Source organism: Parasphingorhabdus sp., assembly GCF_036963705.1.
GTDB lineage: Bacteria > Pseudomonadota > Alphaproteobacteria > Sphingomonadales > Sphingomonadaceae > Parasphingorhabdus.
In genome coordinates, this window is sequence record NZ_JBALUT010000084.1 from 1 (window position 1) to 9,413 (window position 9,413).

A 9,413-nucleotide genomic window follows, 5' to 3' on the forward strand; every position below is an offset into this window, starting at 1 on the left:
CTCGGCCACCGCGATCCGGATGGCTCGGCCCCATTGGCATCAGCAATATGATGATCGCCGCGTTCGAGACGCGGTGACACACCGGTTGATTGGCCCAGAAGATTAGGATTTAAGTTGACGAAACCGAAGGTAAAAGCTCTGAAATCTGCCACTTCCAAGGAAGGCAAGGCTGAGTCGGATGCACTCCACGCGTTGGTGATGAAATCGCTCGACGATGATCAGGCACAGGACGTTGTTTCCATCCCGCTGGAAGGAAAAAGCAATATCGCCGACCATATGGTGATCGCCGAAGGGCGTTCGACCAGACAGGTCGCGTCTATTGCCCAGAAGCTGGCCGAGCGCATCAAACAGTCGGGCGGCACCGCGCGAATCGAAGGTCTCGCCAATGCCGACTGGGTATTGGTCGATGCCGGCGATGTGATCATCCACTTGTTCCGGCCCGAAGTGCGCAGCTTCTACAATCTGGAACGGATGTGGGCGGTTGAAGAGGAAGGTGACGCGGCAGACGCCGTCGAAGCCTGAATTTCATAGGCGATGAGACTGCATATCGTCGCTCGTGGGAAGATTGGCCGCAGCCCGGAAGCGGAACTTGTGAGCCGGTATGTGAAGCGGATTGCCTGGGATGTGAAGATCAGCGAGCTACCCGATCAGGGTGGCAAATCGCCGAAGCTGGACGGAATCACCAAAATCATCGCGATGGACGAAGCGGGCGAAAACTGGACTTCGAAAAAATTTGCGAATTTGCTCTCCGCCTGGCGCGATGACGGCGCGCGCGAGACGCGTTTCCTGATCGGTGCTGCCGATGGGTTAAGCGCCGAAGAACGGGCCAGCGCGGATCATTTCTTTTCCTTTGGCAAAGCCACCTGGCCCCATATGATGGCGCGGGCGATGCTGGCCGAACAATTGTTTCGGGCGACATCAATAATCGCCGGCCATCCTTATCACAGGGAAGGGTGAGCATTATGCTGCGCTCCACCCTCTTGATAATCGTCGCGACTGGCGTTGCGCTGAGCGGCGCCGCTCTGATCTCGGCGCAGACCCCCGGACCGAGTCTTTCCGAACAGCAACGGAGCCTGAAGTCGGCCCGCGAACAATCCGAGCGTGCCCGCCAGCGCAGTGATGCCTTGCGCCGTCAGGCCGAGGCGGCGAGCAATGATGCCGACCGGCTCGCCAGCGAAGCTGCCGCGCTGGCCGCCCGTATCCAGTCGGCGGAAGCGGATATCGACGCGGCCCGGACCCGGATTGCCATCGTCACCCGGTTGCAACAGAGCCAGCGCGCCCGGCTGGCGCAGAAGCAGGGGCCAATGATCCGGTTGACCGCCGCTCTCCAGATGATGACCCGCAAGCCAACCGCACTTGCCTTGGTGGAACCGCGCTCGCTCAATGAACTTATCTATATGCGTTCGATCATGTCGGCAGTGATGCCGGAAATCGAACGGCGAACCGCTGGCCTCCGCAATGAAGTCAAGCAAGGCGAACGGCTTCGGCTGCAATCTGCGCGGGCCATTGCTTCGCTCGACGAAAGCCAGCGGCGTCTGACCGAGCGGCGACGACAGCTAGCCAGTCTCGAAGCGAGTGAACGGATCGAATCCGCCCGATTCTCAGATGATGCCGGGATCGAGCAGGACCGGGCGCTCGCTCTAGGTGAGGAAGCGAGGGATATCGTCGACTTGATGGACCAGATTCGCGAGAGCGGGGCAGTCCGCGAAGCGCTGGCACAACTGGACGGACCGATGCTACGACCCAGCCAAGGGCGCGACGCAGCGGCTCAGACCCCGCCACAAAAACGGGATGTCGCAAATGCCTATCGCTTGCCGGTGAACGGCGTGATTGTCACGGGACTCGGAGAGATTTCGGATAGCGGCTATCGCTCGCGCGGTCTCACCATCGCCGTCGCTTCCGGCGCGCAAATTGTTGCTCCGGCTGCAGGAAGAGTAGCTTATGCCGGGCGCTATCGGGGCTATGGAAATATTCTGATCATCGAACATGACGCCGGCTGGACCAGTCTGATCACTGATATGGCGACAATTCGTGTCGCTGTTGGAGATCAAATTGTGCAGGGCTCTCCGGTCGGGCGGTCCGGGTCGGATGATCCCAAAGTCACCGTCGAACTGCGCCGCAATGGCAGGGCAATTGATATTGCCGCCCTAATTGGTTGAAAACCGGCAAAAAATGCGGAAAATAGTCGTTCATCGAACGCTTCCGTCATTTTTGGTTAAGCTGCTTGGCTTTAGGGGTGATTCCAGCCTATATTTGATCCTAATCTAGACATACAGGACAGCATTGATGAAAAAGCCCGTATTGCAAGCCGCCGCCCTTGTTCTGACCGTGGCGCTTTTGCCCGCTACGACGTCGGCAATTTCCGCTGTGGACGCAAATACCTATCGCGAGATGGAGCAGTTCATGGCCGTCTTCGACCGGGTGCGGAATGATTATGTCGATCAGGTGGACGATGCGGATCTGATCAAGGGTGCCATCGAAGGCATGCTCGGTAGCCTTGACCCTCATAGCAGTTTTCTCGACGCTCGGGATTTTGACAATTTGCGGACCCAGACCGATGGCAATTACGGTGGGCTCGGCCTCTCGGTAACCCTGGAAGATGGTGCGGTAAAAGTCATTGCTCCGTTCAAGGATACGCCTGCCGACAAGGCCGGCGTGAAGGCCGGCGATTATATCACCCATATCAATGGCGAATTGATCTACGGCGGTACGCTGGATGAAGCGGTTGAGGAAATGCGCGGCAAGCCCGGTACGCCGATCAGCATCACCATCGTTCGTCCTGGCCGCGACAAGCCTTTCGACGTGACCATGGACCGTGCGATTATCGATCTCAAACCAGTAACCTGGGAAATCAAGGATCAGATCGGTGTGATCAGCATCAACAGTTTCTCTAGTGACACAGGTGCCGATGTTGCTGCCGCGATCGTCGGTATCGACAAGTCGCTCGGCAAGAAGCCGCTCGGCTATGTGCTCGATTTGCGATCCAATCCCGGCGGTTTGCTCGATGAAGCCGTTTCGGTATCCGATGTGTTCCTGTCGCGCGGTGAAATCGTTTCGCAGCGCGGACGCTCAAAATCCGATATTGAGCGCTATTTTGCCAAGAGCGGCGATGCTGCTGGCGGGCTGCCGATCATCGTTCTGATAGATGCGGGCTCGGCTTCGGCTTCCGAAATTGTTGCCGGTGCTTTGCAAGATCATCACCGCGGCCTGATCATGGGTGAGCGCAGTTTCGGCAAGGGGTCCGTGCAGACCTTGCTGCCACTTTCCAATGACAGCGCGCTGCGGTTGACCACTGCACGCTATTATACGCCTGCTGGCAAGTCGGTGCAGGAGGGCGGGATCGAACCCGACATCAATGTGCCCCAATTGTCTGATCCGGATTATAAGACCCGTCCCCGGTTCCGCGAGTCCGATTTGCGGAAACATCTGATCAACGAGGTCAAGCTGAAGGACGAAGTGCTCGAAGAAGATGGCAAGGTTGATCCGCGCTTCACCCAGACAGCGGAAGAATTGAAAGAGCAGGGCATTAGCGATTTTCAGCTCCATTATGCGCTACAGACGATCGGTCGCCTGGGCCCTGATGGCCTGAAAATAGCGATGAACAAGGCAGCTAAAAAAGCCAGCAAGAAAACCGTGGTGGCGAAGAACTAGGACCGTCTGATGGCATCTGTGCGCAAAGCCAATTGGCTGGCTTTCCTTATGCCTGCGGGTTTGCTCGGCGGTGCCTTGATCAGTCAATATGGCTTTGGCCTATACCCCTGCGAAATGTGCATGTGGCAGAGATGGCCGCATTTGGCCGCTATCATTCTGGCTCTGCCTGCGCTGCTGCTTGGTTCCAAAAGTTGGTCGAAGCTATTGGTGGTCGCCGCAGCCTTGGCGATATTGGTCAGCGGCCTGATTGGCGGTTTTCATGCTGGCGTGGAATATGACTGGTGGGAAGGATTAACCTCCTGCGCCACCTCTATCCCGGCGGGTGGTGATATACTCGACTCGATCATGAACGCGCCGTTGGTGCGTTGTGATGTTGCCCCGTGGTCTTTGTTCGGTATTTCGCTGGCTGGTTATAATTTTCTCTTGTCGGTGAGCGGTGCCATCCTCATCTTGGTCATGCTAATGACCGGACGAAAGGATTCTGACTATGTCTGAGACAAAATTGGGGAAATCAGCGGCTGATATTGCTTCGATGATCCGGGTCAATCATGCGGGCGAATATGGCGCGGCGCAAATCTACAAGGGTCAGCTGGCGGTGATGGGCGACAATGCGCCGAACAGCAGTGCGATCCACCATATGGCGGAGCAGGAGCAGCGTCATCTGGATGCCTTTGACAAGATGATCGCGGAGCGTGGCGTCCGGCCAACCGCTTTGCAGCCTTTCTGGAAAATAGCGGGCTATGCGCTTGGCGCGACAACCGCAGCGATGGGGCCGCGGGCGGCGATGGCCTGCACGGCTGCTGTGGAAACCGAAATTGATCAGCATTATCAAGAACAGCTTGATGCGCTTGAATCGGAAAATGATCCCGAGCTGACCCGTATAATTGCGGAGTTTCGCGAAGAGGAATTGGAGCATAAGGCTACGGCAATCGCTATGGGAGCGGAGGATGCACCGGGCTATCCGGCGTTGAGCGCCGTGATCAGGCTAGGTTGCAAGTTCGCTATCGGACTGTCGAAACGCATCTAGCAAGCGGTATTCGCTTCAGCGTCGGTTCAGGACGGAGGCTACAAAGGAAATATCATGATACAGAAACTTTTATTCTCCGCTGCGATCCTTTCGGGCGCTGGCATGATGGCTGCTCCCGCGTTGGCGCAGGATAAGGCCGGCGACCGGGTCAACCAGCTGGTTGTATATGGTGATGATCCCTGTCCGCGGAGCAGTGAAGAAGAGATCGTTGTTTGCGCGCGCAAGGACGAGAGCGATCGTTACCGCATTCCCGAAACCTTGAGAAGCGGCAGTCTGGGCGATGCCAAGAATCAGGCCTGGTCGGAACGTGTCAGATCCTACGAATATGTCGGAGCGTCTGGAACCAACAGCTGTTCTCCCACCGGAGCAGGCGGGTTCACGGGTTGCACGCAAAAGTTGTTGAAGCAGGCCTATGCCGAAAAGGGCATTGATGACACGGTCAACTGGGGCCAGCTGATCGAAGAGGAGCGGCAGCTTCGACTTTCCCGGATTGACGCGGAATCGGATGCCGTCGAAGAGCGGTTGCTGGAAATCGAAGCCCAGCGCGAAGCGCGCAACGCGGCAGCAGAAGCGGCTCGCGAACGGCTCGAGGTAAAGGATGCCGCTGCGCTGCAAGCCAGCGATGATCTAACCGTGCCGCCGGGGGCGGACGAAGTCCCCGGTCCCGACGACGAATGACTAGCCAGCCTTCCTGGTTTTGATCCAACGGTTAACCTGATCTTCGAGCATATCGAGCGGCACTGCACCTTGTCCCAGCACCACGTCATGAAACCCGCGCAGGTCAAATTTGTCGCCCAGTTCGCGCGTCGCTTTGCCGCGTAATTCGCGGATTTTCAGTTCGCCCATTTTATAAGCCAGAGCCTGACCAGGCCAGCTGATATAGCGGTTCACTTCTGCCTCGATATTGGCTTCGCTGAGCGCGGTATTGTCGGTCATGAAATCGATCGCCCGCTGCTTGCTCCAGCCTTTGCTGTGGATACCGGTATCGACCACCAGTCGGCACGCGCGCCACATTTCGTAGGACAGCCGCCCCATGTTCTTGGCGGGCGTATCATATAAATCCATCTCGATACCGAGTCGCTCCGAATAGAGTCCCCAGCCTTCGACAAAGGCTGTGAAAAACGCGCCATGTTTGCGGAAATCCGGCATGTCGAGTTCTTGCTGCAACGCGATCTGCTGATGATGGCCGGGCACCGCTTCGTGAACACTCAGCGCCGGAATTTCCCAGAACGGACGCTGGTCGAGCTTGGATGTGTTGACATAATAGAAGCCGGCAATGCCGACATCCGGCGATCCGGGGTTATAATATGCGGTGGTCGTACCTTCGGCGGTCTCCGCCGGAATTTCCTTGATGCCATAAGGAAGCCGCGCGAGCTTGCCGATGATCGAAGGCATTTTGCCATCGATGATCTTGGTCACCCGGGCAACCTTTTCCATCAGCTCTTCCGGCGTTTTTGCATAATATTTCGGATCGGTCCGCAGATGCTCGATAAACGTCTCGCGTGTATCATAGCCGGCCTCCTTGGCAACCTCGACCATTTCGGCGCGAATTCGGGCTACTTCGCTGACACCAATGTTATGGATTTCGTCGGCAGTCTTGGTCGTCGTGGTCATCTGCCGGATACGGAAATCATAATATTCCGATCCGCCCGGTTGGGCCGAGACACCTGGTGCTGTCGCGCAGTTCGGGGCATAATCGCTAGTGTACCAGTCGAGATGCTTTTGCACTGCGGGGTTGATGATATTGGTGATCGTTCCAGCGGCCTCCGCAGCCAGCGCGTTGAACGTCACCTCGTCGATCGTCTCAGGCCGTTTGCGCAAGAACGGCTGATAGAAGCGCGATGCTTCGGGGCTGTCGGTGACCAGACCGGAAATGCTGGTTTCATAACCCTCCATCGACACGCAAGGCTGGACATAGCCGCCGGCGAGCGCCTGGTTAGCAACTGCAATCGACTGGTCATTGACCGTGGCATATTGTTTGAGCCGGTTGATGTAGGTCTGATAATCCTGCGCGTTGCGGAACGGCAGATTGTTTTGCATGCTGGCAAAATTCTGGTGCCAGCCGCCGCGGTTGGTGAAGTTGATCGTGCGCTGGCCGAACGTGTTCGCTTCAATCTGTTCGGCGAGAGAACGGCGCAATATGCCATAGTTGGTCTTGTCATCCTCGCTCAGGGAAGCGCTGTCGATCGCGTCCAGTTGCGAAAGCCAGGCTTTGGCCTTTTCCACCCGGGCGTCCTCTGCCTCGAGGCTAGCGTCGCTAACCCGACCGGTAGGATCGTCTACTCCCAGCGATGATGCGAATTCAGGATATTGTCCCAGCTGATAGTCCCAATAGGCATCAATGATCGCATGCAGCTCGCCGGATTTCTGCCTGGTGTCCGCTTGAGCAAAGACTGGTGCGCTTATCAGCATTGCTAGCGGTGCCAGCATGGCTAAACTCGTTCTGCGCATCTTATTCTCTCCCAATGATTTTATAATATCTCTGGCAACTATCGTGAATGATTGGAAGCCTTAGTCAAGCTTGATTTTGCCAAGCAAACAGCCGCTCGCGCAGCGCGATCGCGGTTTTCACCGGAATATCGGCGATGCTTAGCGGAGCGATTGTCGAGCCGCCGGCTATGCCGATGGTGACAGTGGCGAGATCCAGCGGATGGTCGAGCGGCGATTGGCTGACATCAACGCTCTGCACTTTTCGGACCAGCAGGATAGTCAGCCGGCGGCGCCACCAGCCTGACCGGACATATAACTGGCCATCTTCGAGCGCATATTGGTGATGCAGCCAGTTGAGGAACAAGACCACAGTGGCCGGGACCGCAAGCAGGATGATCGCGAACAAGCCGTCATGGATGAAATATCCGGTGCCGAGAGCAGCGACCGCCAATGCCAGCCAGGCGATGACTGCACGGCGCCACCAGAAAGCCGGGTTGACCGAGTGAAACGGGAGATCAGGAGAAGCCGGCCGGACCGCGCACTCTATCAGTATCGGGTCTATCTCGGGCAGGCGCGCACAAGGGGCCGCGCTATGGTCGGTCTCTCCGCTGGCGTCTCCCGCCAGTGAAGTGAATTTGAGGTGATACCAGCCGAACCGCGCGCGCACCGGACCGGTTTGCAATATCGCGGCCTGAACGCGATGGATCGGCATCACCATGTCGGTCAGGGTGAACAGTCCGCGTCGCCTCCGGAATCCCGGCTGCCCGCTATCGACGCGGTCGAGGCGGAATGCATATTCGCGGACGAACGTCCGGATGATGCCGGTGGTAAAACCGATGATGACCAACGACAAGATTGCGGCCAGCGCTCCGCCAATCCGTACCGCCGAACTGAGGCCGTTGATCGTCTCCTGTTCCGGCAGGGCATCTATCCACGTGCGGGGATCGAAGAAACCGTCGGGGAGCAGGAAGTCCAGATTCTGGGCGAGAGCACCGAGAATGGCGAGCAGGACGAATGAGAAGTTGAACAGACCGGCAATGAAGATACGGCGGTTGTCCATCGCAAATAGCGGCGGGGTATCTGTAGTGACCGGCTGGTCCTCTGCCGGAGGATTATCCGCCTTCAAACCGGCTTTATAGTCCCGTATCTTGTCGCGGAGATTTTCCGCATCCGGCCGGGCCAGTGCGTTGAGCTGTCCATCTTCTCCGCCGCCGGAACCGGTCTCCAGCGCGACTGTGGCAAGACCAAGCAAGCGGCTGATTAGCTTTTGCTCGAGGCTGACATCCTGGATACGGTCGAACGGGATCGAGCGGTTGTTGCGGTTGAGCAGGCCGCTCTTGATGCGGATTTCCCGTTCAGTGACCTGATAGGTGAAGCGTGACCAGATCAGGGTCGTGACTCCGACGACCATAGCAACCAGCGCCGTCGCGGCGAGCAGACTATAGTTGAAATTCTGATCGAACAGGCTGAAATGGAGGACGATGATCGCGACGATATTCTGGCCGAGCATCGAAAAAGATTTCAGGATGATGCTCAGCGGGTGCAGCCGCTGGAAAGGGGCCTCGTCCTGAGTCAGCGATGGAGCCGCTTCGTCGATCATATCATGTCTTGGCGGATATGACCCTTGATCGTCTCGCGCATGGCTTCGGCATCAATGGTGGCGAGTCCGGGCAGGGTGACGATGCTGTTGTGGGTTCCGGCGGTGTGGACGATCAGGGTCGATAGATCGAACAGTCGCTGCAGCGGGCCTTGCGCAACATCGATATGCTGGATGCGGTTGAACGGGACGATTGTGTCGGTGCGCCAGAGAAAACCGCGGAGCACCCGCAATTGCTCGTCGCCCATGTCATAGCCCCAGCGGCGATAGATGCGATGGGGCAGGACGAATACCAGCAAGATGGCAAAAACCGTGACGGGACCGAGGACCAAAGCGGGCTGCACCTGGTGATGCATATAGAGCAACAATTCGGCGACCGATGCCAGTATCAGCAGGATCAGCGCCCGCAGGATCATATTGACCCGGATCAGGCTTTTCTGCGGCGGATGGAGCGGTGTCAGGCCCTGATTATAGGTGGGTTGCAGGTCTGGTTCCAACGCCGGAGACTGTTGGGAAATGGAAGAGTTGGAAGCATGTTCGGTCATGGTCTCGCTATGCCCAAGCTGTATTGTTTAGGCAAGACGGTTGACGACTAGCGGGCCAGAGCAGTTTCGGCCTGATCGATCAAAGACTTGATAATTTCGGCCACGGATTCTTCCGCTTTGACCATGCCGACCGACTGTCCGGCCATGACACTTCCATATTCAA

General features: G+C 57.3%; 10 protein-coding genes and 1 pseudogene. 7 read left to right on the forward strand and 4 right to left on the reverse strand.

Annotated features, from left to right (window positions below):
- Window positions 1-198: 198 nt before the first annotated feature.
- The 7 genes from rsfS to V7680_RS13850 all read left to right on the forward strand — a co-directional run bounded on the left by rsfS (window position 199) and on the right by V7680_RS13850 (window position 5,356).
- Complete coding sequence (rsfS, locus tag V7680_RS13820; RefSeq protein ID WP_335653861.1) at window positions 199-522, forward strand: ribosome silencing factor; 324 nt, start codon at window positions 199-201, stop codon at window positions 520-522.
- Between the two features lie 12 nt (window positions 523-534).
- Complete coding sequence (locus V7680_RS13825; protein WP_335653852.1) at window positions 535-957, forward strand: 23S rRNA (pseudouridine(1915)-N(3))-methyltransferase RlmH; 423 nt, start codon at window positions 535-537, stop codon at window positions 955-957.
- A gap of 5 nt (window positions 958-962) precedes the next feature.
- Window positions 963-2,159 (forward strand): murein hydrolase activator EnvC family protein, encoded by a 1,197-nt coding sequence (locus V7680_RS13830; RefSeq protein WP_335653853.1) that lies wholly within the window; start codon window positions 963-965, stop codon window positions 2,157-2,159.
- Window positions 2,160-2,286: 127 nt separating this feature from the next.
- The gene (locus V7680_RS13835) at window positions 2,287-3,651 is read left to right on the forward strand and encodes a S41 family peptidase (protein WP_335653854.1); all 1,365 of its coding nucleotides are present in this window, start codon (window positions 2,287-2,289) and stop codon (window positions 3,649-3,651) included.
- A gap of 9 nt (window positions 3,652-3,660) precedes the next feature.
- On the forward strand, window positions 3,661-4,146 hold the full coding sequence (locus V7680_RS13840) for a disulfide bond formation protein B (RefSeq protein WP_335653855.1): 486 nt from the start codon (window positions 3,661-3,663) through the stop codon (window positions 4,144-4,146).
- Window positions 4,139-4,678 (forward strand): demethoxyubiquinone hydroxylase family protein, encoded by a 540-nt coding sequence (locus V7680_RS13845; protein WP_335653856.1) that lies wholly within the window; start codon window positions 4,139-4,141, stop codon window positions 4,676-4,678. Before V7680_RS13840 ends, V7680_RS13845 begins: the two co-directional genes overlap by 8 nt.
- Before the next feature lie 54 nt (window positions 4,679-4,732).
- On the forward strand, window positions 4,733-5,356 hold the full coding sequence (locus V7680_RS13850) for a hypothetical protein (protein WP_335653857.1): 624 nt from the start codon (window positions 4,733-4,735) through the stop codon (window positions 5,354-5,356).
- Here the strand turns inward: V7680_RS13850 and V7680_RS13855 are convergent, their stop codons facing one another.
- The 4 genes and pseudogenes from V7680_RS13855 to V7680_RS13870 all read right to left on the reverse strand — a co-directional run.
- Window positions 5,357-7,108 (reverse strand): DUF885 domain-containing protein, encoded by a 1,752-nt coding sequence (locus V7680_RS13855; RefSeq protein ID WP_335653858.1) that lies wholly within the window; start codon window positions 7,106-7,108, stop codon window positions 5,357-5,359. It lies immediately after the preceding gene.
- 85 nt (window positions 7,109-7,193) lie between these two features.
- The gene (locus V7680_RS13860) at window positions 7,194-8,708 is read right to left on the reverse strand and encodes a PH domain-containing protein (protein WP_335653859.1); all 1,515 of its coding nucleotides are present in this window, start codon (window positions 8,706-8,708) and stop codon (window positions 7,194-7,196) included.
- Window positions 8,705-9,250: a PH domain-containing protein gene (locus V7680_RS13865; RefSeq protein ID WP_335653860.1), complete on the reverse strand. Its 546-nt coding sequence runs from the start codon at window positions 9,248-9,250 to the stop codon at window positions 8,705-8,707. The genes V7680_RS13860 and V7680_RS13865 overlap by 4 nt, the downstream gene beginning before the upstream one ends.
- A 47-nt stretch (window positions 9,251-9,297) precedes the next feature.
- Window positions 9,298-9,413 (reverse strand): annotated as a pseudogene (locus tag V7680_RS13870) (2-nitropropane dioxygenase); the annotation flags it as partial.

What these genes read in the sequence shown, in the direction of transcription:
- rsfS (WP_335653861.1), top strand. Translation starts at nt 199, where the DNA reads ATGAAATCGCTCGACGATGATCAGGCACAGGACGTTGTTTCCATCCCG.
- V7680_RS13825 (WP_335653852.1), top strand. Translation starts at nt 535, where the DNA reads ATGAGACTGCATATCGTCGCTCGTGGGAAGATTGGCCGCAGCCCGGAA.
- V7680_RS13830 (WP_335653853.1), top strand. Translation starts at nt 963, where the DNA reads ATGCTGCGCTCCACCCTCTTGATAATCGTCGCGACTGGCGTTGCGCTG.
- V7680_RS13835 (WP_335653854.1), top strand. Translation starts at nt 2,287, where the DNA reads ATGAAAAAGCCCGTATTGCAAGCCGCCGCCCTTGTTCTGACCGTGGCG.
- V7680_RS13840 (WP_335653855.1), top strand. Translation starts at nt 3,661, where the DNA reads ATGGCATCTGTGCGCAAAGCCAATTGGCTGGCTTTCCTTATGCCTGCG.
- V7680_RS13845 (WP_335653856.1), top strand. Translation starts at nt 4,139, where the DNA reads ATGTCTGAGACAAAATTGGGGAAATCAGCGGCTGATATTGCTTCGATG.
- V7680_RS13850 (WP_335653857.1), top strand. Translation starts at nt 4,733, where the DNA reads ATGATACAGAAACTTTTATTCTCCGCTGCGATCCTTTCGGGCGCTGGC.
- V7680_RS13855 (WP_335653858.1), bottom strand. Translation starts at nt 7,108, where the DNA reads ATGCTGGCACCGCTAGCAATGCTGATAAGCGCACCAGTCTTTGCTCAA.
- V7680_RS13860 (WP_335653859.1), bottom strand. Translation starts at nt 8,708, where the DNA reads ATGATCGACGAAGCGGCTCCATCGCTGACTCAGGACGAGGCCCCTTTC.
- V7680_RS13865 (WP_335653860.1), bottom strand. Translation starts at nt 9,250, where the DNA reads ATGACCGAACATGCTTCCAACTCTTCCATTTCCCAACAGTCTCCGGCG.